Raw genomic sequence first — 20,027 nt, 5'->3', positions numbered from 1 at the left:
GGCGAGGCCCCTACCGGACTCCCGTCAGACCTCTTCGACGCTGCTCGGCTCGCGCCGGGACAGGTCGATGCCGAGCTCCTCCGCAGCGCGGAAGACGTCCTCGTCGGTGTCACGCATCTCGATGGACATACCGTCGCTGGACAGCACCTCCACGTTCAGGCAGAGCGACTGCATCTCCTTGATGAGGACCTTGAAGGACTCGGGGATGCCGGGCTCGGGGATGTTCTCGCCCTTGACGATGGCCTCGTAGACCTTCACGCGGCCGGTGACGTCGTCGGACTTGATGGTCAGCAGCTCCTGGAGGGCGTAAGCGGCGCCGTACGCCTCCAGCGCCCACACCTCCATCTCGCCGAACCGCTGGCCACCGAACTGGGCCTTACCACCCAGCGGCTGCTGGGTGATCATCGAGTAAGGGCCGGTCGAACGGGCGTGCAGCTTGTCGTCGACCAGGTGGTGGAGCTTGAGGATGTACATGTAGCCGATGGAGATCGGGTCCGGGAACGGCTCACCGGAACGGCCGTCGAACAGCCGCGCCTTACCGGTCGGCTGCACCAGGCGGTCGCCGTCGCGGTTCGGGATGGTGTGCTGGAGCAGACCCGCCAGCTCGTCCTCGCGGGCACCGTCGAAGACCGGGGTGGCGACGTTGGTGCGCGGGGCGACCTGGTCGGCGCCGATGGCCTGGAGCCGCTGGGCCCAGTCGTCGGCGAGGCCGGAGACGTCCCAGCCGCGGCTGGCGAGCCAGCCGAGGTGGATCTCCAGGACCTGTCCCGGGTTCATTCGGGACGGGACGCCGAGCGGGTTGAGGATGATGTCGACCGGAGTTCCGTCCTCGAGGAACGGCATGTCCTCGATGGGAAGGATCTTCGAGATGACACCCTTGTTGCCGTGGCGGCCGGCGAGCTTGTCACCGTCGGTGATCTTGCGCTTCTGCGCGACGTAGACGCGGACCAGCTGGTTCACGCCCGGCGGCAGCTCGTCGCCCTCCTCGCGGTCGAAGACACGCACACCGATGATCTTGCCGATCTCGCCGTGCGGCACCTTCAGCGAGGTGTCGCGGACCTCACGGGCCTTCTCACCGAAGATCGCACGGAGCAGGCGCTCCTCCGGCGTCAGCTCGGTCTCGCCCTTGGGCGTGACCTTGCCGACGAGGATGTCACCGGCGACGACCTCGGCACCGATCCGGATGATGCCGCGCTCGTCGAGGTCGGCGAGGACCTCCTCGGAGACGTTCGGGATGTCCCGGGTGATCTCCTCGGGGCCGAGCTTGGTGTCACGGGCGTCGACCTCGTGCTCCTCGATGTGGATCGAGGAGAGGACGTCGTCCTGCACGAGGCGCTGCGACAGGATGATCGCGTCCTCGTAGTTGTGACCCTCCCACGGCATGAACGCCACGAGCAGGTTCTTGCCGAGGGCCATCTCGCCGTTCTCGGTGGCCGGGCCGTCGGCGAGGACCTGGCCCTCGATGATCCGGTCGCCCTCGTCGACGATGACCTTCTGGTTGACCGAGGTGCCCTGGTTGGAGCGGGCGAACTTGGCCAGCCGGTACGTGATGTACGTGCCGTCGTCGTTGGCGGTGGTGATGTAGTCCGCGGAGACCTCCTGGACCACACCCGCCTTCTCGGCCTTGACCACGTCGCCGGCGTCGACGGCGGAGCGGTACTCCATGCCGGTGCCGACGAGCGGGGACTCGCTCTTGATCAGCGGCACGGCCTGCCGCATCATGTTCGCGCCCATGAGGGCACGGTTGGCGTCGTCGTGCTCGAGGAACGGGATCATGGCGGTCGCGACCGACACCATCTGGCGCGGCGAGACGTCCATGTAGTCCACGTCGTCACCGGCGACGTAGTCGACCTCGCCGCCACGACGGCGGACGAGCACCCGGGCCTCGGAGAAGCGCATGTCGTCGTTGAGGCCGGCGTTGGCCTGCGCGATGACGAACCGGTCCTCCTCGTCGGCGGTCAGGTAGTCCACCTCGTCGGTGACCTGGCCGTCGACGACCTTGCGGTACGGGGTCTCGACGAAACCGAACGCGTTGACGCGACCGTAGGAGGCGAGCGAGCCGATCAGACCGATGTTCGGGCCTTCGGGGGTCTCGATCGGGCACATACGGCCGTAGTGCGACGGGTGCACGTCACGGACCTCGAAGCCGGCCCGCTCACGGGAGAGACCACCCGGGCCAAGAGCCGACAGACGGCGCTTGTGGGTGAGACCCGACAGCGGGTTGTTCTGGTCCATGAACTGGGACAGCTGGCTGGTGCCGAAGAACTCCTTGATGGAGGCGACGACCGGCCGGATGTTGATCAGGGTCTGCGGCGTGATCGCCTCGACGTCCTGGGTCGTCATGCGCTCACGGACGACGCGCTCCATACGGGCCAGACCGGTACGGACCTGGTTCTGGATGAGCTCGCCGACGCTGCGCAGACGACGGTTGCCGAAGTGGTCGATGTCGTCGGTCTCGACGACGATGCTCACGCCGCTGTCACCGACCGTCTCGGTCTCGCCGGCGTGCAGCTTCACCAGGTACTTGATCGTCGAGATGACGTCCTCGACGGTCAGGACGCCCGCGTCCAGCGGAGCCTCCGCACCCAGCTTCTTGTTGACCTTGTAGCGGCCGACCTTGGCGAGGTCGTAGCGCTTGGGGTTGAAGTACAGGTTCTCCAGGAGCGTCTGCGCGGCCTCACGCGTGGGGGGCTCGCCCGGACGCAGCTTGCGGTAGATGTCGAGCAGCGCGTCGTCCTGGCCCTGGGTGTGGTCCTTCTCCAGGGTGGCGCGCATCGACTCGTACTCGCCGAACTCCTCGAGGATCTGCTCGGTGGTCCAGCCGAGCGCCTTCAGGAGGACGGTGACGGACTGCTTGCGCTTGCGGTCGATACGGACACCGACCATGTCGCGCTTGTCGATCTCCATCTCCAGCCAGGCACCCCGGGACGGGATGATCTTGGCGGAGAAGATGTCCTTGTCGGACGTCTTGTCGATGGAGGAGTCGAAGTAGACACCGGGCGAGCGGACCAGCTGCGACACCACGACACGCTCGGTGCCGTTGATGACGAAGGTGCCCTTGTGCGTCATGAGCGGGAAGTCGCCCATGAAGACCGTCTGGGACTTGATCTCGCCGGTCTCGTTGTTGGTGAACTCGGCCGTGACGAAGAGCGGGGCGGCGTACGTGAAGTCGCGCTCCTTGCACTCGTCGATGCTGTTCTTCGGCGGCTCGAAGCGGTGGTCGCGGAACGTCAGCGACATCGACCCGGAGAAGTCCTCGATCGGGGAGATCTCCTCGAAGATCTCCTCCAGACCGGACTTGGTGGGGACGTCCTGACCGGACTCCAGAGCCTCCTCGACCCGACTCTGCCAGGCGGTGTTCCCGAGCAGCCAGTCAAAGCTCTCGGTCTGCAGCGCGAGCAGGTTGGGAACCTCGAGAGGCTCCTTGATCTTTGCAAAAGAGATGCGCAGCGGGGCAGTGCTGGCGCCGTTGTTCATATTCGCGTTCGAGGCAGTGCGCGAGGCGGCCAAGAGGGGGTCCTTCCGAGGGCTCGGACTCACTACGCGCTCCCCGGTCCCTTCCCGGACACAGAGACAGAAACCCCAGTTCAGAGGAGGTTCGGTCGTCGGCGTTCGGGTGAGGGCAGACCCCTGGTGACGGGCAGGGGAAGGCTAACAGGCAGCGCAAAGGGTCAGTGTAGCCACTTGGCACACTGATGTCCAGTCTCCATTTTCTGAGACCCTCTTCATCGTCAACGCCTGCGTCATGCCTGCCCTCAACGCACGTTGATACTGCCCTCTTCGTCGCCGATCCATGCCTCGGATTCGGACCGTTCTGGCGACGCGTCCTGAGAATTGCGCGCTGCGTGCGGTTCGTCAAGGCCCCTCTGCGCAAACCCGGTGCGCCGGAGACACGACGAAGATCACCATACCCCCCGCCGTCACAGGTGCAAGGCAACCGTGGTCGGCCTTCCAGGAACGCCGAAGAGCGACCACCCGGATGGATGATCGCTCTTCGCGGTCTGCGCGTTACAGCCCCCGAGGGGGTGTTTCAGCACACAGAGGTCTGCTCGACCTCAGAGGCCTTACTTGACCTCGACGGAGGCGCCGGCGGCCTTGAGGGACTCGGCGGCCTTCTCCGCGGCCTCCTTGGCGACCTTCTCGAGAACGGGCTTCGGGGCGCCGTCCACGAGGTCCTTGGCCTCCTTCAGGCCGAGGGAGGTCAGCTCACGCACGACCTTGATGACCTGGATCTTCTTGTCGCCGGCGCCGGTGAGGACGACGTCGAACTCGTCCTGCTCCTCAGCGGCCTCGACCGGGGCGCCCGGGGCGGCGGGGCCCGCAACGGCGACCGCGGCGGCGGCGGTGACGTCGAACTTCTCCTCGAACGCCTTCACGAACTCGGAGAGCTGGATCAGGGTCATCGTCTCGAACTCGGCGAGCAGTTCGTCCTGGGTGAGAGCCACGATGGCTTTCCTTCCACTAATTCGGCTGGTGCCGGATGTACATGTCTGGCGGGCGTACGTTCGGCCCGCTACGACCTCTGCCTCAGGCGCTGGGCCTCAGGCGGCGGTCATTTCGCGAGCCGAGTTACTCGGCACCGCCCTGCTCGTCCTGCTTGGCGCGAAGCGCGTCCACGGTGCGGACGAGCTTCGACGGGAGCGCCTGGAAGAGCTGTGCAGCCTGCGTCTGCTTGCCCTTCATGGCGCCCGCCAGCTTGGCGAGCAGAACCTCGCGGGACTCGAGGTCCGCAAGCTTCTTGATCTCGTCGGCGGACAGCGCCTTGCCGTCAAGGACACCGCCCTTGATGACGAGGTTCGGGTTGTCCTTGGCGAAGTCACGAAGACCCTTCGCCGACTCCACCGGGTCACCGGTGACGAAGGCGACCGCCGTCGGACCGTTGAACAGGTCGTCGAGCGTCGTGATCCCGGCCTCGTTGGCCGCAATCTTGGTCAGCGTGTTCTTCACCACGGCGTACTGGGCGTTCTCACCGAGCGACCGGCGCAGCGTCTTGAGCTGCGCCACGGTGAGACCCCGGTACTCGGTCAGCACGGCGGCGTTCGAGCTGCGGAACTGCTCCGTCAGCTCGGCTACCGCGGCAGCCTTGTCGGGCCTTGCCATAGAGCGTCGGCCTCCTTCCGGGTGATGAGGACCGCTCAGAAGGGGCTGGGGAAAACGAAACGCCCCGGCGCAGGCGCACGGGGCGTAGCTCGACCGAAGTCACACACGCGATGCATGCGTCTCCGGGAGCACTTCCACAGTCACCTGCGCGGGTCGTCCGCGGTTCAGCGGATCCTTCGGCCACCGCACACTCTTACGAGCACACGGCAACGACCAGCGGTCTTTGGCTTCTTTAGGAGAGTACGGGACCGGTGCGCCGTCGAGCAAATCGGCCCCGGCCGGTCACCGGCGGACCAAGGGACCGGCCCGGGCGGCTCAGGAGGTCAGCCCGCTCGCGCCCTGCGTCTTGAGCAGCGTCTTGAAGTCCGCGGTGTCGCCGGCCGGGGGCTTCTGTGCGCTGACCTTCACGCCGTAGTCGCTGTAGTGCGCGGTCTGGGTCATCGTGCCGATCGCCGTGTCGGCCTTCTCGGTCTTCTTGACCAGCAGGTCCTGGTCGTTGACCCAGATGTCGACGGTCTCGGTGCTGACGCCGGCCTGGGTGAGCTGCTTCTTCAGGCCGGCCAGCTGGCTCGCCGTGAGGCTGCTGCTCTGCCCGGCCAGGTCGGCCACGCTCACCGTGCCCGCGTAGTGGGTGGTGGCCTGGCCGTCGACCTTCTCCTCGCCGACCTTCTTCACGTCGCCGGAGGCCAGCAGCATCTGCACGGACTTGTTGGGCGTGGTGTTCTGCATCTGGTCCTTGAGCAGCGCGCCCGAGCCGCCGGCGACGGAGGCCAGGTCGCCGTACCCGTACCGGATCCAGTGCCTGCCGCCGGTCTGCGCGGCGAACGTGTCGCTCATCTTCGCGTAGTAGGCGTCGGGCAGATAGCGGGCCTCCATCGACGTCGTACCGAGCCGGCGCATCAGCTCGGCGGTGCTGCCGCCGGTGTAGGTGATGGTGACCGTGCCGGTCATGCCGTCGTCCCAGGCGAGGCTGCCGTTCGTCGTCATGGACAGCAGGGAGCCCATGGTCGTGGTGGAGCGGACCCGGGCGGAGTCGGCGCTGTCGGTGGACTTCTCCGCGGAGCGCAGCGCGGCGATGGGGCTGACCCGGGTCGCGGCGCGGGAACCGGCCCTGTCCTCCTTGCCGGAGCCTCCGGAACCCCCCGCGGAGCTGCAGGCGGCCACCCCGGTCAGCGCGGCCGCCACCGCGATCGAGACGGCCGTACGACGCACCTGCCTGCTCTTCATCCCGCCCACCCCCATGAAGGTCCCGTGCCCCGACGCTAACCCAGGGCACCGACAACGCGCCCGAGAGTCGCACAAACAGCAGGACGGGCCCCGCAACCCTTTCGGTTGCGGGGCCCGTCCTGGTGCTGTCGCGTCCCTGACGCGGCTACCGGAGCGAGCGCGGGGCTCAGACGGCGGCCGGGTCCTCCTCGACGAGGAGGTTGCGGGTGCGGTTCGAGTCGACCGGAATGCCGGGGCCCATCGTGGTGCTGATGGCGGCCTTCTTGATGTAACGACCCTTGGCGGCGGACGGCTTCAGACGGAGGATCTCCTCCAGCGCGGCGCCGTAGTTCTCCACCAGCTTGTCGTCCTCGAAGGACGTCTTGCCGATGATGAAGTGCAGGTTCGAGTGCTTGTCGACGCGGAACTCGATCTTGCCGCCCTTGATCTCCGTGACGGCCTTGGCCGTGTCGGGGGTCACGGTGCCGGTCTTCGGGTTCGGCATCAGACCACGGGGGCCGAGGACGCGGCCGAGGCGGCCGACCTTGCCCATGAGGTCCGGGGTGGCGACGACGGCGTCGAAGTCCAGACGGCCCTTCGCCACCTCGTCGATCAGTTCGTCGGCGCCGACGATGTCGGCGCCCGCGGCACGCGCGGCCTCGGCACGGTCACCGGTCGCGAAGACCAGGACCCGGGCGGTCTTACCGGTGCCGTGCGGGAGGTTCACGGTGCCACGGACCATCTGGTCGGCCTTGCGCGGGTCGACACCCAGGCGGAAGGCGACCTCGACGGTGCCGTCGAACTTGGTCGTGGAGGTCTCCTTGGCGAGACGGACGGCCTCGAGCGGGGCGTACAGCTTCTCCCGGTCGATCTTCTCGTCCGCAGCGCGAAGGGCCTTGCTGCGCTTGCTCACAACTTGCTCCTGTGTGTTCTGAAGGAGTCGTGGTGTACGGGCCGAGCAGGCCCTACCACGGTGGTTCTACGAAGGTGGGGTTCAGCCCTCGACCGTGATGCCCATGGAACGGGCGGTGCCGGCGATGATCTTCGACGCGGCGTCCAGGTCGTTGGCGTTGAGGTCGGGCAGCTTGGTCTGGGCGATCTCGCGGACCTGCGCCTCGGTGATCTTGGCGACCTTGGTCTTGTGCGGCTCGCCGGAGCCCTTCTCGACACCAGCGGCCTTGAGGATCATCTTCGCGGCCGGCGGAGTCTTGGTGACGAAGGTGAAGGAGCGGTCTTCGTAGACCGTGATCTCCACCGGGATCACCCAGCCACGCTGCGACTCGGTCGCGGCGTTGTAGGCCTTGCAGAACTCCATGATGTTGACGCCGTGCTGACCGAGCGCGGGGCCGACCGGCGGAGCCGGGTTCGCCGCACCGGCGTTGATCTGGAGCTTGATGAGCCCCGTGACCTTCTTCTTCTTGGGAGGCATAGCTCTCCGGGTCCTTTCATTTCGGGTCCTGCCTGCGCGAGGGGACCAACCCGAACGCAGGCATACCGCACAACGATAACGGGTATAGATGCGCGGCCAAAAACCGAGCAGGTCAGGAGCCGAAAAAGGCACCTGACCCGACACGGACGTCCACTGGAGCGCCCCGAAAGGGGCGCGGGGCTGTATCAGATTTGCGGCTACCGCCGCGTGGGCGCGACCAGCCCCCACCGGCCCGCAGCTGAGGGACTACCTCAGTTCTTCTGAATCTGGTCGAACGAAAGCTCGACAGGCGTCTCACGCCCGAAGATCTCCACCAGACCCTTGACCTTCTTGGAGTCCGGGTTGATCTCGTTGATCGTCGCCTGCAGCGTGGCGAACGGACCGTCGGTCACCGTCACCGAGTCACCCACCTCGAAGTCCAGCACCTGGACCTCGACCTTGCGCTGCGGCGCCGGCTTGCCCTCGGCCTCCGCCGCCTCGCGCGCCGCCTTCTCCTCGGCCTCCGGCGCGAGCATCTTGACGATCTCGTCCAGGGTCAGCGGGTAGGGGTCGTACGCGTTGCCGACGAAGCCGGTGACGCCGGGGGTGTTGCGGACGACACCCCACGACTCGTTGGTCAGGTCCATACGGACGAGCACATAACCGGGCAGCTTGTTCTGCTTGATGGTCTTGCGGTCGCCGTTCTTGATCTGGACGACCTCTTCCTGCGGCACCTCGGCCTGGAAGATGTAGTCCTCGACGTTCAGCGAGACGGCGCGCTGCTCCAGGTTGGTCTTCACGCGGTTCTCGTAGCCGGCGTAGGTGTGGATGACGTACCACTCGCCGGGGAGCACGCGCAGCTCCTCGCGCAGCGCCTGGACGGGGTCGACCGGCTCGGCGGGCTCTTCCTCGACGAGCTCGTCCTCGACGGCCTCGTCTTCCGCGTCCTCGTCCTCGTCCTCGACGAGCTCATCCTCGTCCTCGGCGTGGACCGCGGTCTCCTCGGCCGGCTCCCCCAGTTCGGCCTCGGCAGCCTCGAACTCGTCCTGGTCGTCCGCGCCCTCGACGATGTCCAGCTCGTCTTCGACGGCCTCTTCGGGCTCGACGGCCTCGACGGCGTCGTTCAGGTTCGGGTCAGACACGATGGCTGCTTCTTCCTGGATACATAGGGGTGGAACATGCGAAAACGGGCGCCGGTACCACGGCGCCCTTCGCTCTGTGCTCAGCCGAAGACGTACTTGGCCGCGTGGTTGAGTCCATAGTCAATCACGGTCACCAGAGCGATCATGATGGCGACGAAGAAGATCACCACGGTGGTGTACGACGTCAACTGGTTACGAGTCGGCCAGACGACCTTGCGGAGTTCCGCGATGATCTGGCGGTAGAAGGTACCGAGACGCTTCAGCGGGCCCTTCTTGGCACGCTTGCCGCCCTTACGGCCCTTCTTCTTGGACTCCTGCACCTCATCGGCATCAGGCGTGTCGATGGAGCCCACGGCGTCCGTCATTCTTCCTCACCTGGTCCCGGGTCATGGCCGTGCCGCGCCCGGTTTCTGGAGCCGCACGGCGGTGCAATACTTGTACGTACATGCGCACACATCCTGGCGGTGTGTGTAGCAGGGCCGGAGGGACTTGAACCCCCAACCGCCGGTTTTGGAGACCGGTGCTCTACCAATTGAGCTACGACCCTTTGTGTGTCCCCCAACGTACCGCATCCGGCCGGGTGCTCGGTGTGCACCCGCTCAGGCACGGCTGTTGAAGGCCAACGAGGTGAGAGTGTACGTGGTCCGCGGCGCCGCGTCGAACAGAAAGTGGCAGTCGGGGCGGCCGTACGGAAGATCGTCCTGGCCGGGGGCCGGATCCGCACGCTTGTTCATGGTTCGGCCCGTACTTGTTCAGTCTGTGAAACCGGCGTGCCGGGCAGGTTTCCGGTCTGAAACGATGGGCCCCATGAGCGCTGCAACCCCTCCCACCGAGCGCCGGGTCTCCGCCCGAGTCGGCGCGATCTCCGAGTCCGCCACCCTCGCCGTGGACGCCAAGGCCAAGGCCCTCAAGGCCGCCGGACGCCCGGTGATCGGCTTCGGCGCCGGTGAGCCCGACTTCCCGACGCCGGACTACATCGTCGAGGCCGCCATCGAGGCCTGCAAGAACCCGAAGTACCACCGCTACACCCCGGCCGGCGGTCTGCCCGAGCTGAAGACCGCGATCGCCGCGAAGACGCTGCGCGACTCCGGCTACGAGGTGGACGCCTCCCAGGTCCTCGTCACCAACGGCGGCAAGCAGGCCATCTACGAGGCCTTCGCCGCGATCCTCGACCCGGGCGACGAGGTCATCGTCCCCGCCCCGTACTGGACGACATACCCGGAGTCCATCCGCCTGGCCGGCGGTGTCCCGGTCGAGGTCGTCGCGGACGAGACCACCGGCTACCGCGTCTCCGTGGAGCAGCTGGAGGCGGCCCGCACCGAGAAGACGAAGGTCGTGCTCTTCGTCTCCCCGTCCAACCCGACCGGCGCGGTCTACAGCGAGGCCGAGACCGAGGCGATCGGCCGCTGGGCCGTGGAGCACGGTCTGTGGGTCCTCACGGACGAGATCTACGAGCACCTGGTCTACGGCGACGCGAAGTTCACCTCGCTGCCGGCGATCCTGCCCGAGCTGCGCGACAAGTGCATCGTGGTCAACGGTGTGGCGAAGACGTACGCCATGACCGGCTGGCGGGTGGGCTGGGTCATCGGCCCCAAGGACGTCGTCAAGGCGGCCACCAACCTCCAGTCGCACGCCACGTCCAACGTCTCCAACGTGGCGCAGGTCGCCGCCCTGGCCGCCGTCTCCGGCGACCTGGAGGCCGTGGCGAAGATGCGCGAGGCCTTCGACCGGCGCCGCCAGACGATCGTGCGGATGCTCAACGAGATCGACGGCGTGCTCTGCCCGGAGCCCGAGGGCGCCTTCTACGCGTACCCGTCGGTCAAGGCGCTGCTCGGCAAGGAGATCCGCGGCAGGCGCCCGGCCTCCTCGGTGGAGCTGGCCGAGCTGATCCTGGAGGAGGCCGAGGTCGCCGTCGTCCCCGGCGAGGCCTTCGGCACGCCCGGCTACCTGCGCCTGTCGTACGCGCTGGGTGACGAGGACCTCGTCGAGGGCGTGAGCCGGATGCAGAAGCTGCTGTCGGAAGCCAAGGACTGACGTTCTCCGCGAAAACACGCTCCACGCGCGCGTACGGGCCGTCTCCCTCCGGGGAGGCGGCCCGTTCCCGTGTGCGGACTTCGGTGCGCTCTCGTGTGCGAGCAAGGCCACTAACGGGGAATCCGCTACCGGTACGACAGCCGCGTACGGCAGGATCCTGGAATGGAGCACGTACGTGATGTCACTGAGCTGCCGAAAGCTCATCTGCATCTGCACTTCACCGGTTCGATGCGGCCGGAAACCGTCCTGGAACTGGCCGACAAATACGGCGTACGCCTCCCCGAGGCGCTGACCGACGCCCTGACCAGCGGCGAACCACCGAGACTACGAGCCACCGACGAGCGGGGCTGGTTCCGCTTCCAGCGCCTGTACGACGCTGCGCGCTCCTGCCTGAGAGAGCCCGAGGACATCCGGCGGCTGGTGCGGGAGGCCGCCGAGGAGGATCTCAAGGACGGTTCGGGCTGGCTGGAGATCCAGGTGGACCCGACGTCGTACGCCCCGCGGCTCGGCGGTCTGATCCCTGCCCTGGAGATCATCCTGGACGCGGTCGAGACGACCTCCAGGGAGACCGGCCTCGGCATGCGTGTCCTGGTGGCCGCGAACCGTATGAAGCACCCCTTGGACGCACGGACGCTGGCGCGGCTCGCCGTCCGGTACGCGGACCGGGGCGTGGTCGGCTTCGGGCTGTCCAACGACGAGCGGCGGGGCATGGCGCGGGACTTCGACCGGGCGTTCCACATCGCGCGCGAGGGCGGCCTGCTGGCGGCCCCGCACGGCGGCGAGCTGACCGGCCCGGCGTCGGTCCGGGACTGCCTGGACGACCTGCACGCCTCCCGGATCGGGCACGGGGTGCGCGCGGCGGAGGACCCGAGGCTGCTCAAGCGGCTCGCGGACCGGGGCATCACCTGCGAGGTCTGCCCGGCCTCCAACGTGGCTCTGGGCGTCTACGAGAAGCCCGAGGACGTCCCGCTGCGCACCCTCTTCGAGGCGGGCGTCCCGCTGGCCCTGGGCGCCGACGACCCGCTCCTGTTCGGCTCCCGGCTGGCCGCGCAGTACGACATCGCGCGCGTGCACCACGCCTTCACGGACGCCGAACTGGCGGAACTGGCCCGCCAGTCGGTCCGGGGCTCGGCGGCACCGCAGGACATGAAGGCAAAGCTCCTGGCGGACATCGACGCCTGGCTCGTCGCGCCGGTGTCCTGATTCCCGGTCACGCCCCGGTGGCTGGGCGGGCGCGCTCCTCGGCGACGGAGAGCCCGCCCAGCAGGGTGCGGGCGATGCGGGCGGCGAACGTGTCGACCGGCGGGCGCTCGCCGGTCGAGGTCGCCTCGTAGGCGAAGACGCGCTGGACACAGGCGCCGAGGAGCAGGGCGGCGGCCGCGGTGGTGTCGGCGTCGGGCCGGATCCGGCCGACCGCCTTCTCGGCGCACAGGTAGGCGTCGAGGGCTCTCATCGGCACATGCGGTCCCGCGCCGATGGTGCGCAGCCTGTCGTCGAGCTTCCGCTTGAGCTGCTGCTCGGCGTAGAGGGAGGCGGCGATCGGGAAGCTCTCCTCGTAGAAGAGCGCGGCCTGGCGGGCGATCTGAGTGAGGTTGTCCTCCAGGCTGCCCCGGCCGGGTTCCACGGTGAGCTCGCCGAGCAGCGGGAGAAGCCGCGGCAGCCGCTCGGTCAGCACGTGCACGAACAGTTCTTCCTTGCTGGGGAAGTACTTGTACAGGGCCGCCTCGGAACAGCCGGCCGCCCTGGCGATCTCCTTGGTGGTGGCACGGGCGAGCCCGACGGTGCGCATCAGCTCGTGAGCGGCGTCGAGGATGCGGACGCGGGCCGGTTTCTGCTCCATGGCACCCAAGGATCACATGCCCCTTCCTGCGGCTTCGACGGACTTCCCCGAAGGGCCTTGACTGGTGAGTGAATACTTACCCACTCTAGGAGGAGACAAGGGTGAGTGAATACTCACCCACCACTCTTGCTGTCCTGGAACGGGAGCAGTCATGAATCTCACTGTGTTCGGCGCGACCGGCGGGATCGGTCGGGAGCTGGTCCGTCAGGCGCTGGCGTCCGGCCACCGGGTCACGGCGGTCGTCCGCGACCCCGCCCGGCTGACCGTGACCGGTACGGGCCTGGAGGTGGTCCGCGCGGACCTCACCGACCCCGAGGTGATCCGCCCGGCGCTGAGCGGCCGGAACGCGGTCCTGTCCGGCCTGGGCCCGCGCGGCCGGGGCGATGCCGGCGTCGCCGCCCGGCTGACCCGCACGGTCCTGGCCGCCATGGAGGCGGAGGCCGTACGACGGCTGGTGGTGGTCAGCGCCGCGCCGGTGGGCCCGGAACCGGACGACGGCCTCCTGGACCGCTCCATGCGCGGTCTGGTCTCCACCATCCTCAAGCCGGTCTACGACGACCTGCGCGAGATGGAGGCCGAACTGTCCCGCAGCGGCACCGACTGGACCTCCGTACGCCCGCCGCGCCTGCAGGACAAGCCGCTGACCGGTACCTACCGCACGGTGGTGGGCGGCTTCCCGCGCAAGGGACGCTTCATCGCGCGGGCGGACGTGGCCCACGCGATGCTGGCGATGATCGAGGACGCCGGGACGGTGAAGCAGGGGGTGGGAGTGGCGTACTGAGCCTCCGGCTCGCGGCTCCTGCCTCTCTAGAGGCTCACGCCGACGGTCACCGGCTCGTTGACCAGGGTCACGCCGAAGGCCTCCCGGACCCCGGCGACGACCTCCCGCGCCAGCGCCAGCAGATCCTCGGTCGTGGCCCCGCCCCGGTTGGTCAGCGCCAGCGTGTGCTTCGTGGAGATCCTGGCCGCGCCACTGCCGTACCCCTTGGTGAACCCGGCCTTGTCGATCAGCCAGGCCGCCGAGGTCTTGGTTCGCCCGTCCCCCGCCGGGTAGGCGGGCGGCTCGGCCACGTCCCCCAGCCGCTCCCGCACGCGCGCGTGGAAGGCGGCGAACTGCTCGTGCGTGAGGATCGGGTTGGTGAAGAAGGACCCCGCCGACCAGGTGTCGTGGTCCTCGGGATCCAGCACCATCCCCTTCCCGGCGCGCAGCTTGAGCACCGCCTCGCGGGCCTCGGCGAGCGGCACCCGGTCCCCCGGCTCCACCCCGAGCGCTCGCGCGGCCTCCGCGTACCGCACCGGCGCCGACAGCCCGTCGGCGTCCTCCAGCCCGAACCGGACGCGCAGGACGACGTACCGCTCGGGGTCGGCCTTGAACCGGCTGTGCCGGTACGAGAACGCGCACTCCTCGTTGGTCAGCGTCACCGTCTCGCCGGTCCGCCGGTCGTAGGCGACGACCTGGGTGACGGTCGCGGAGACCTCCTGCCCGTACGCCCCCACGTTCTGGATGGGCGTGGCCCCGGCGGAACCCGGGATCCCGGCGAGGCACTCGATGCCCGCGAGGCCGGCCTCGACGGCGCGGGCGACCGCGTCGGTCCACACCTCGCCGGCCGCCAGCTCCAGCGTCGTGCCGCGCAGTTCGAAGCCGGTGGTGGCGATGCGCAGGGCGGTGCCGTCGAAGCCCTTGTCGCCGATGACCAGGTTCGAGCCGCCGCCGATGACCAGCAGCGGGGTCCCGCTGTCGTCGGCCGCGCGGACGGCGGCGACCACCTCGGCGTCGGTGGTCGCGGTGACCAGCCGGGTGGCGGGGCCGCCGAGCCGGAAGGTGGTGAGGGGGGCGAGGGGGGCGTCGTGGAGTTCCTGCACGCGCCCAAGACTACGAGACGCCACCGGCAGTCCCGCCGCCAAGAGCGGCACGCGCGCGTGGGGCCCCGTCCGCCGGAAACGGGGCCCCATGCGCGCGTGCCGTCAGCCGCCGACGGTCTCCAGCGCCGGGGCCGGCTCCTCCTCGGCGACGAGCCGCGCGGCGCGCCGCCGGCCGGGGATGACCAGGGCCGCGATCCCGGCGAGGGCCACCACGGCCGAGCCGGTGAACAGGGCGGGCTTCAGCCCGTCCACGAAGCTCTGGGCGCTCTCGTAGCCGCCCTGGGCGGAGAAGATGGACGACATGACCGCGACGCCGAGTGCGCCGCCGACCTCGCGCAGCGCGTTGTTGGCGCCGGAGGCGATGCCCTGTTCCTGCGGCCGTACGGCGGACATCACCAGGTTTGCGGCCGGGGCGAAGTACAGGGCCATGCCGATACCGCTGACGATCAGGCCGGGCAGCTGGGCCGCGTAGGAGGCGTCGGCGGTGACGACGTAGGCCAGGTAGCCGAGCCCGGCGGCCTGCAGGAAGAGTCCGGCCGCGACGACCGGGCGGCCGCCTATCCGGTCGGACAGGATGCCCGCGATCGGCGCGACGATCATCGGCATGCCGGTCCAGGGCAGCATCCTGAGGCCCGCTTCGGTGGGCGAGTAGCCGAGCACACCCTGCATGTACTGGCTGAGCAGGAAGATCGACCCGAACATCCCTAGGAACATCAGCAGGCTGGCCGCGTTGATCCCGGAGAAGGCGCGGGAGCGGAAGAGCCGCATCGGCAGCATGGGGTTCCTGGCGCGGCTGCCGTGGAAGACGAAGCCGACGAGCAGGGCGGCGCCCGCGAACAGCCCGGTGAGCACGAGCGGGCTGGTCCAGCCGTCGGCGGGGCCGCGGACCAGGCCGTAGACGATCCCGAAGAGGCCGCCGCTGGCGAGCAGGGTGCCGGGTATGTCGAGCGGGGCGCCGGTGCCGTGGGACTCGGCGAGGCGGAGGCGGGCGAGCGGCAGCAGGGCGAGGCCGAGCGGCACGTTCAGCCAGAAGATCCAGTGCCAGGACACGTGTTCGGTGAGGCTGCCGCCGATGAGCGGCCCGGAGGCGACCGCGAGCCCGTTGACGGCACCCCAGATGCCGTACGCCATCCCGCGCTTGGCCTCGGGCACGGCCGCCGTCAGCAGGGTGAGGGTGAGCGGCATCATGATCGCCGCGCCGACGCCCTGCACCGCGCGGGCGGCGATCAGGGAGTCGATGCCGGGCGCCATGGCCGCTGCGGCGGAGGCGGCGGTGAAAACGGTGAGCCCTGCGAGGAAGAGCCGGCGCCGGCCGAAGCGGTCGCCCAGGGCGGCGCCGAACATCAGCAGGACGGCGAAGGTGAGCGTGTAGGCGCTCACCGTCCATTCGAGGTCGTCCAGGGCTCCGCCGAGGTCCTTGCGGATGGAGGGCAGGGCGGTGGTGACGACGAGGTTGTCGAGGGCCGCCATGAATCCGGCGACACTGGTGATGACGAGCGCCCATCCGGCGCCCCCGCGGCGTGCTGTCTCTTGTGACATCGCTCCCCCAGAGCGTGCTATGCGTTGGTTAGTTAGTGATCACTAAATTTCTGGCCCACGAAAAGGCCCGGGTCGGGAACGGCGGACCACCCCGTCACCCGTCGTTGCACTTCTCCAGCCCTCCCGTGGCCCCGGCATCCGGGAACATCCCCTGCCAGACCCGGTGTTCCGGCGGAAACCCCATGGCCGAGTACGTGTTGATGAGCATCCCCTTGGCCAGGAAGGCCGTGGTGGCGTCGACATCGACCCCCGAGAGCAGATGGACGGCGTCCCAGAGCCGCATCCAGCCGTCCCGCACCAGCTCACCGAACTCGTGCTCGCCCTCCGCCTCCGCGGCCGCGACGGTGATGTACGTCTGCATCTGCATCTGGAGCCGCTCCGGCCGCTCCTGGATCAGCCGCACATACGCCTCACCCATGGCACGCAGGGCCTCCTCGCCCTTCAGCCCCTCGGCCGTCTTCTCGAAGACCTCGCGCATGTCGTCGATGCAGCGCTGCGAAGCCGCGGCGAACATCGCCTTCTTGCCCGGGAAGAGCCGGAAGAGGTACGGCTGCGAGACCCCGACCCGCTTGGCGATCGCCTCGGTGGAGGTGCCGTAGTAGCCCCTCTGCGCGAACTCCGCGATCGCCGCGCGGATGACGCTCTCGCGCCGCTCCTCTGCGCTCATCCTGACCATGCGAGAAAGTTAGTACTCAATCACTAACTACGTCAAGGGGGCCCGGACCGCTGCACTACAGGGACCGCATGCGCGTAAGGAGCGCCCCGCAAAGGAGGGCGCTCCTTACCGAGTCGCCGGGCTCAGCCCAGCCGCACGACCGCACGCGACATGCCCAGCACCTTCTGCCCGGCGCTCATCGCCGTCAGGTCGACGCGCACGGTGTTGTCGTCGAGCTTGGCCGCGACCTTGCCGCTGACCTCGATCAGGGCGCCCTGGTCGTCGTTCGGGACGACGACGGGCTTGGTGAAGCGGACGCCGTAGTCGACGACCGCGCCCGGGTCACCGGCCCAGTCGGTCACCACCCGGATCGCCTCGGCCATGGTGAACATGCCGTGCGCGATGACGTCCGGCAGGCCGACCTCCTTGGCGAACTTCTCGTTCCAGTGGATCGGGTTGAAGTCCCCGGAGGCGCCCGCGTACCGCACCAGTGTGGCGCGGGTCACGGGGAAGGTCTGCGCCGGGAGTTCGGTGCCGACCTCGACGTCCTCGTAAGCGATCTTCGCCGTCATCGGATCCTCACACCCCCTCTTCCACGTCCGCCGCGCGGGCCACCAGCTTGGTCAGGGCGCTCACCACGAGCTCGCCCGCCTCGTCGTGGACGTTGCCGCGGATGTCGATGACGTCGTTGCCCGCGAGGGACTTGATGGCCTCGATGGTCGAGGTCACGGTCAGCCGGTCGCCGGCGCGCACCGGGCGCCGGTAGGCGAACTTCTGGTCGCCGTGCACCACCCGGCTGTAGTCCAGGCCCAGCTGCGGGTCCTCGACGACCTGTCCGGCCGCACGGAAGGTGATCGAGAAGACAAAGGTCGGCGGGGCGATCACATCGGAATAGCCGAGCGCCTTGGCGGCCTCCGCGTCCGTGTACACGGGGTTGGCGTCGCCCACCGCCTCGGCGAACTCACGGATCTTCTCCCGGCCCACCTCGTAGGGCTCGGTGGGTGGGTAGGTCCGTCCCACGAAGGACTGGTCGAGCGCCATTGGCCCGGCACCTCCTGATATCTGCTGTGATGCCCCACAAAGTAGCGGGAAAGCCGTCCCCCGAAACGCCGTGAGGCCGCCCCCGGGTGGGGACGGCCTCACGAACGAGCCTGTTGTTATCGCGTCTCGCGGTGCGCAGTGTGCGCGTTGCAACGCGGGCAGTGCTTCTTCATCTCCAGTCGGTCCGGGTTGTTACGCCGGTTCTTCTTGGTGATGTAGTTCCGCTCCTTGCACTCCACGCAGGCCAGCGTGATCTTCGGGCGGACGTCGGTGGCAGCCACGTGAGTGCTCCTTGACGAACGGATGGGATGGTTTAACGCATAAAAGAGTAGCCGATCGAAGGACCGACCCCACAATCGGCTACTGTCAGTAGCGGTGACCGGACTTGAACCGGTGACACAGCGATTATGAGCCGCTTGCTCTACCGACTGAGCTACACCGCTTTGATGAGATCGGCCCCCGTCTCGCGACGGGAACCTCTCACACCAGAGCCCCAATACGGAATCGAACCGTAGACCTTCTCCTTACCATGGAGACGCTCTGCCGACTGAGCTATTGGGGCGAGCGATGAAGACATTACACGCTCGGCCGCCGTTCACCCAAATCCGTTTCCCGCCGCCCTTCCCGGCCCCTTCCGCACGGCTCACGGCAGCCTCCCGGACCCCTTCCGGAACTCCCCACACGCGCGCGGCGAACCGTTCCCCGCAGGTCCGACGGCTGCGGTACGACTATTGCGCTCCTCCCCGCCGCACGCGGCTCGCCACCCTAGGCTCGACTCACTCTGCGTGATCTTGAGTCCAATGCCTGGACCGACCCTCATGGAGCGCGATGCCCGACAGCCAGCCGCAGCCGCCCTCGTCGTCGTCCAACCCGCAGGGTTCCTCGGGCCAGTCCGACCCGGCCGCGCTTCTGCTGTGCGGGGCGCGGCTCACCGACGGCCGGACCGTGGACGTACGGCTGGGCTGCGGACGCATCGAGGCGGTGGGTACGGCCGGCAGCCTGACATCGGGCCCGCCCCGCGCGGGCGGCACGCGTGTGGACCTGACCGGCTACCTCCTCCTCCCGGCCCCCGCCGAACCGCACGCCCACGGCGACACCGCGCTCTCCGCCGAACACGGCGGCCCCGTCTCGTACGAACCCGAGGACGTCCAGCGCCGCGCCACCGAGGCGGCCCTGCTCCAACTCGGGCACGGTGCGACGGCGGTACGCGCGCACGTGCGCGTGGGCGACGTCCAGGGGCTCGGCGCCCTTGCCGCCGTCCTCCAGGCGCGCCGTTCGCTGCGCGGGCTCGCGGAGCTCACGGCGGTCGCGATGCCACGCGTGCTGACCGGGATCGCCGGCGCCGACGGGCTCGCGATACTGCGGGACGCCGCGAAGATGGGCGCGTCCGTGGTGGGCGGTTGCCCGGACCTGGACCCCGATCCGACGGGCTATGCGGAAGCGGTCCTGGAGGTGGCCTCCGAACACGGCTGCCCTGTCGACCTGCACACGGACGCCGCCGACCCGGCCCGGCTGGCCAGGCTCGCGGCGATGGCCGGCGGAATGCGCCCCGGCGTGGTACTCGGCCCGTGCGCCGGGCTCGCACGCCTGCCCTCCGAGGTGGCCGCGCGGGTCGCGGACCAGCTCGCCGCGGCCGGCATCACGGTGGTGTGCCTGCCACAGGGCGGCTGCGGCTCCGTCGACCGCCGCGGCACGGCTCCGGTACGGCTGCTGCGCGCGGCCGGGGTGCGAGTCGCCGCCGGCAGCGGCGCTCTGCGCGACCTGTCGAACCCCGTCGGCCGCGGCGACCCCCTGGAGGCGGCCTACCTCCTGGCCTCCCGCCACGGCCTGCGCCCCGAGGACGCCTACGACACCGTGAGCGCGGCCGCCCGCGCCGCCCTCGGCCTCCCCGAGGTCCGCGTGGAGGCCGGCTTCCCCGCCGAGCTCCTCGCCGTACGCGGCGACCACCTGGCCGGCGCGCTCTCCCTCGCCTACAGCCGGATCGTGGTGCACCGGGGGCGCGTGGTGGCACGCACGAGCGCAGTCCGCGAGTACTGCAACTCGGCGGTGGCGGCGGAGCTGGGCCTGCCGCGGCAAGGGCGGGGCGAGTTGTCCTGAGGGACACGGGCGCATGGCGGGAGCGTGGGCGCCGGCGGGCAGGTGGGGGCGCGGGAGCACGCGGCACGGAGCGAGGCGCCCCCACAGGAAGCTCGAACCGGA

The 20,027-nt window shown here is 69.0% G+C and carries 20 protein-coding genes and 3 tRNA genes; 4 read left to right on the top strand and 19 right to left on the bottom strand.

All coding sequences use genetic code 11. The features are described 5' to 3' along the window. Positions 1-24 precede the first annotated feature (24 nt). From rpoB to KVT45_RS57725, 10 genes are all read right to left on the bottom strand, one after another. Complete coding sequence (gene rpoB, locus KVT45_RS19415; RefSeq protein WP_217549112.1) at positions 25-3,510, bottom strand: DNA-directed RNA polymerase subunit beta; 3,486 nt, start codon at positions 3,508-3,510, stop codon at positions 25-27. 554 nt (positions 3,511-4,064) lie between these two features. Beyond that, a complete protein-coding gene (gene rplL / locus KVT45_RS19410; protein ID WP_089099474.1) occupies positions 4,065-4,448 on the bottom strand; it encodes a 50S ribosomal protein L7/L12 in 384 nt (127 codons plus the stop codon). Positions 4,449-4,569: 121 nt separating this feature from the next. Then, positions 4,570-5,100 (bottom strand): 50S ribosomal protein L10, encoded by a 531-nt coding sequence (gene rplJ / locus KVT45_RS19405; protein ID WP_217549110.1) that lies wholly within the window; start codon positions 5,098-5,100, stop codon positions 4,570-4,572. 315 nt (positions 5,101-5,415) lie between these two features. Beyond that, on the bottom strand, positions 5,416-6,327 hold the full coding sequence (locus KVT45_RS19400) for a hypothetical protein (protein ID WP_217549108.1): 912 nt from the start codon (positions 6,325-6,327) through the stop codon (positions 5,416-5,418). Between the two features lie 166 nt (positions 6,328-6,493). Further along, positions 6,494-7,219, bottom strand: a complete 726-nt coding sequence (rplA, locus tag KVT45_RS19395; RefSeq protein WP_046731102.1) for a 50S ribosomal protein L1 — start codon at positions 7,217-7,219, stop codon at positions 6,494-6,496. A gap of 81 nt (positions 7,220-7,300) precedes the next feature. After that, positions 7,301-7,735 (bottom strand): 50S ribosomal protein L11, encoded by a 435-nt coding sequence (gene rplK / locus KVT45_RS19390; protein WP_037858373.1) that lies wholly within the window; start codon positions 7,733-7,735, stop codon positions 7,301-7,303. A gap of 251 nt (positions 7,736-7,986) precedes the next feature. Continuing rightward, a complete protein-coding gene (gene nusG / locus KVT45_RS19385; RefSeq protein ID WP_217549106.1) occupies positions 7,987-8,856 on the bottom strand; it encodes a transcription termination/antitermination protein NusG in 870 nt (289 codons plus the stop codon). Positions 8,857-8,936: 80 nt separating this feature from the next. Beyond that, positions 8,937-9,221 (bottom strand): preprotein translocase subunit SecE, encoded by a 285-nt coding sequence (secE, locus tag KVT45_RS19380; protein WP_089099479.1) that lies wholly within the window; start codon positions 9,219-9,221, stop codon positions 8,937-8,939. Between the two features lie 109 nt (positions 9,222-9,330). Then, a tRNA-Trp gene (locus KVT45_RS19375) sits at positions 9,331-9,403 on the bottom strand. 52 nt (positions 9,404-9,455) lie between these two features. Beyond that, positions 9,456-9,590, bottom strand: coding sequence for a hypothetical protein (locus KVT45_RS57725; RefSeq protein WP_302832534.1), 135 nt, complete (start codon positions 9,588-9,590; stop codon positions 9,456-9,458). A gap of 73 nt (positions 9,591-9,663) precedes the next feature. Here KVT45_RS57725 and KVT45_RS19370 point away from each other — a divergent pair, with 73 nt between their 5' ends. Then, entirely contained in the window at positions 9,664-10,890 is a 1,227-nt protein-coding gene (locus KVT45_RS19370) for a pyridoxal phosphate-dependent aminotransferase (protein WP_217549104.1), read from the top strand. Positions 10,891-11,052: 162 nt separating this feature from the next. After that, positions 11,053-12,093 carry an adenosine deaminase gene (locus KVT45_RS19365; RefSeq protein WP_217549102.1) on the top strand — a complete coding sequence of 347 codons (1,041 nt, stop codon included), beginning with the start codon at positions 11,053-11,055 and terminating at the stop codon, positions 12,091-12,093. A 7-nt stretch (positions 12,094-12,100) separates the two neighbouring features. Here KVT45_RS19365 and KVT45_RS19360 read toward each other — a convergent pair whose 3' ends face one another. Next, positions 12,101-12,730: a TetR/AcrR family transcriptional regulator gene (locus KVT45_RS19360; RefSeq protein ID WP_217549100.1), complete on the bottom strand. Its 630-nt coding sequence runs from the start codon at positions 12,728-12,730 to the stop codon at positions 12,101-12,103. Positions 12,731-12,881: 151 nt separating this feature from the next. Between KVT45_RS19360 and KVT45_RS19355 the strand changes: the two genes are divergently transcribed. After that, on the top strand, positions 12,882-13,511 hold the full coding sequence (locus KVT45_RS19355; RefSeq protein ID WP_217549098.1) for an NAD(P)-dependent oxidoreductase: 630 nt from the start codon (positions 12,882-12,884) through the stop codon (positions 13,509-13,511). 26 nt (positions 13,512-13,537) lie between these two features. Here the strand turns inward: KVT45_RS19355 and KVT45_RS19350 are convergent, their stop codons facing one another. The 8 genes from KVT45_RS19350 to KVT45_RS19315 all read right to left on the bottom strand — a co-directional run bounded on the left by KVT45_RS19350 (position 13,538) and on the right by KVT45_RS19315 (position 18,390). Beyond that, a complete protein-coding gene (locus KVT45_RS19350; protein WP_217549096.1) occupies positions 13,538-14,593 on the bottom strand; it encodes a UDP-N-acetylmuramate dehydrogenase in 1,056 nt (351 codons plus the stop codon). Positions 14,594-14,695: 102 nt separating this feature from the next. Continuing rightward, a complete protein-coding gene (locus tag KVT45_RS19345) occupies positions 14,696-16,132 on the bottom strand; it encodes a DHA2 family efflux MFS transporter permease subunit (protein ID WP_217549094.1) in 1,437 nt (478 codons plus the stop codon). A gap of 94 nt (positions 16,133-16,226) precedes the next feature. Next, positions 16,227-16,808 (bottom strand): TetR/AcrR family transcriptional regulator, encoded by a 582-nt coding sequence (locus KVT45_RS19340; RefSeq protein WP_217549092.1) that lies wholly within the window; start codon positions 16,806-16,808, stop codon positions 16,227-16,229. 122 nt (positions 16,809-16,930) lie between these two features. Further along, entirely contained in the window at positions 16,931-17,359 is a 429-nt protein-coding gene (locus KVT45_RS19335; RefSeq protein WP_217549090.1) for a MaoC family dehydratase, read from the bottom strand. Positions 17,360-17,366: 7 nt separating this feature from the next. Then, positions 17,367-17,828, bottom strand: coding sequence for a MaoC family dehydratase N-terminal domain-containing protein (locus tag KVT45_RS19330; RefSeq protein WP_217549088.1), 462 nt, complete (start codon positions 17,826-17,828; stop codon positions 17,367-17,369). Between the two features lie 116 nt (positions 17,829-17,944). Further along, positions 17,945-18,109 (bottom strand): 50S ribosomal protein L33, encoded by a 165-nt coding sequence (rpmG, locus tag KVT45_RS19325; protein WP_003948671.1) that lies wholly within the window; start codon positions 18,107-18,109, stop codon positions 17,945-17,947. 89 nt (positions 18,110-18,198) lie between these two features. Next, positions 18,199-18,271: transfer RNA gene (locus KVT45_RS19320), tRNA-Met, on the bottom strand. 46 nt (positions 18,272-18,317) lie between these two features. Then, positions 18,318-18,390 (bottom strand) — tRNA-Thr (locus tag KVT45_RS19315). Between the two features lie 266 nt (positions 18,391-18,656). Between KVT45_RS19315 and KVT45_RS19310 the strand changes: the two genes are divergently transcribed. Further along, entirely contained in the window at positions 18,657-19,925 is a 1,269-nt protein-coding gene (locus KVT45_RS19310) for an amidohydrolase family protein (protein WP_217549086.1), read from the top strand. Positions 19,926-20,027 lie beyond the last annotated feature (102 nt).

This window comes from Streptomyces sp. GbtcB6 (genome assembly GCF_019091475.1).
Classification (GTDB): domain Bacteria; phylum Actinomycetota; class Actinomycetes; order Streptomycetales; family Streptomycetaceae; genus Streptomyces; species Streptomyces hyaluromycini.
This window is presented reverse-complemented; position numbering and strand designations above follow the sequence as displayed.

What these genes read in the sequence shown, in the direction of transcription:
- rplJ (WP_217549110.1), bottom strand. Translation starts at nt 5,100, where the DNA reads ATGGCAAGGCCCGACAAGGCTGCCGCGGTAGCCGAGCTGACGGAGCAG.
- KVT45_RS19400 (WP_217549108.1), bottom strand. Translation starts at nt 6,327, where the DNA reads ATGAAGAGCAGGCAGGTGCGTCGTACGGCCGTCTCGATCGCGGTGGCG.
- rplK (WP_037858373.1), bottom strand. Translation starts at nt 7,735, where the DNA reads ATGCCTCCCAAGAAGAAGAAGGTCACGGGGCTCATCAAGCTCCAGATC.
- secE (WP_089099479.1), bottom strand. Translation starts at nt 9,221, where the DNA reads ATGACGGACGCCGTGGGCTCCATCGACACGCCTGATGCCGATGAGGTG.
- KVT45_RS57725 (WP_302832534.1), bottom strand. Translation starts at nt 9,590, where the DNA reads ATGAACAAGCGTGCGGATCCGGCCCCCGGCCAGGACGATCTTCCGTAC.
- KVT45_RS19370 (WP_217549104.1), top strand. Translation starts at nt 9,664, where the DNA reads ATGAGCGCTGCAACCCCTCCCACCGAGCGCCGGGTCTCCGCCCGAGTC.
- KVT45_RS19365 (WP_217549102.1), top strand. Translation starts at nt 11,053, where the DNA reads ATGGAGCACGTACGTGATGTCACTGAGCTGCCGAAAGCTCATCTGCAT.
- KVT45_RS19360 (WP_217549100.1), bottom strand. Translation starts at nt 12,730, where the DNA reads ATGGAGCAGAAACCGGCCCGCGTCCGCATCCTCGACGCCGCTCACGAG.
- KVT45_RS19355 (WP_217549098.1), top strand. Translation starts at nt 12,882, where the DNA reads ATGAATCTCACTGTGTTCGGCGCGACCGGCGGGATCGGTCGGGAGCTG.
- KVT45_RS19345 (WP_217549094.1), bottom strand. Translation starts at nt 16,132, where the DNA reads ATGTCACAAGAGACAGCACGCCGCGGGGGCGCCGGATGGGCGCTCGTC.
- KVT45_RS19340 (WP_217549092.1), bottom strand. Translation starts at nt 16,808, where the DNA reads ATGGTCAGGATGAGCGCAGAGGAGCGGCGCGAGAGCGTCATCCGCGCG.
- KVT45_RS19335 (WP_217549090.1), bottom strand. Translation starts at nt 17,359, where the DNA reads ATGACGGCGAAGATCGCTTACGAGGACGTCGAGGTCGGCACCGAACTC.
- KVT45_RS19330 (WP_217549088.1), bottom strand. Translation starts at nt 17,828, where the DNA reads ATGGCGCTCGACCAGTCCTTCGTGGGACGGACCTACCCACCCACCGAG.
- KVT45_RS19310 (WP_217549086.1), top strand. Translation starts at nt 18,657, where the DNA reads ATGCCCGACAGCCAGCCGCAGCCGCCCTCGTCGTCGTCCAACCCGCAG.